This is a genomic window from Brevundimonas sp. (assembly GCF_031082345.1).
Lineage (GTDB): Bacteria > Pseudomonadota > Alphaproteobacteria > Caulobacterales > Caulobacteraceae > Brevundimonas.
This window is the reverse complement of record NZ_JAVHLH010000411.1, coordinates 1-893: the sequence shown is the minus strand read 5'-3', so window position 1 is coordinate 893 and position 893 is coordinate 1. Positions and strand designations below refer to the sequence as shown.

General features: G+C 74.0%; 1 protein-coding gene. It reads right to left on the bottom strand.

The window, feature by feature from the left end:
- Positions 1 to 178: 178 nt before the first annotated feature.
- Positions 179 to 893, bottom strand: a 715-nt coding sequence (locus RDU12_RS15840; RefSeq protein ID WP_308685642.1) for a histone deacetylase family protein, incomplete at its 5' end; no start/stop codon positions are given.

Sequence of the window (893 nt, the reverse complement as noted above, 5' to 3'; positions counted from 1 at the left end):
GGAAACATTTGCGCGACAGGGCCGGCTCGCCGTGCCGGGCCAGGATGATGGCCCCGGGCCGGACGGAGACGAGCGCCGCCGGGCGCGGAACGGGCGCGGGCGCGAGCGGGTCTGCGGTGGGTTCTCGGGCGGGAGCTGACATGAGCGACGGGCGGAAAGGCAATTGCGATCCGGCCCCCTAGTCCTCCCCCAAAGCCTGGACATGGGCGGCCGCCGAACGACCGAGCCCTTCTAGGTCGTAACCGCCCTCGAGCGAGGAAACAACCTTGCCCGCACAGCACGATCGCGCGACCTCGAGCACGGCGCGGGTGGCCCAGGCGAAATCCTCGGCCTCGAGGCTCTGGTGGGCCAGCGGATCACGGCGGTGGGCGTCGAAGCCGGCCGAGATCAGGACCAGGTCGGGACGGAACGATTCGAGGGCCGGCATCAGCCCGCCGGAGAAGGTCGCGCGCCAGGCCTCGCGGGCGGCGTGGGGCGGGACCGGGGCGTTGACGATGTTGCCGACGCCGGTCTCGGAGGCGGCGCCGGTGCCGGGATAGAGCGGCGCCTGGTGGATCGAGCCGAGGAACAGGCTGTCGTCGGCCTCGAAGGCGGCCTGGGTGCCGTTGCCGTGGTGGACGTCGAAATCGATCACGGCGACGCGGGCGAGGCCCTCGGCCTGGGCCACGCGGGCGGCGACGGCGACGTTGGAGAACAGGCAGAAGCCCATGGCCCGGTCCGGCTCGGCATGGTGGCCGGGCGGGCGGACGGCGGCGAAGGCGCGGGTGGTCTCGCCCCGCGCGATGGCGCGGACGGCGTCGATGACGGCGCCGGCGGCCAGACGGGCGGCGCGGATGCTGCCGGGCGACAGGACGGTGTCGGCGTCCAGCTGGTTCAGCCCGGCGGCAGGCGAG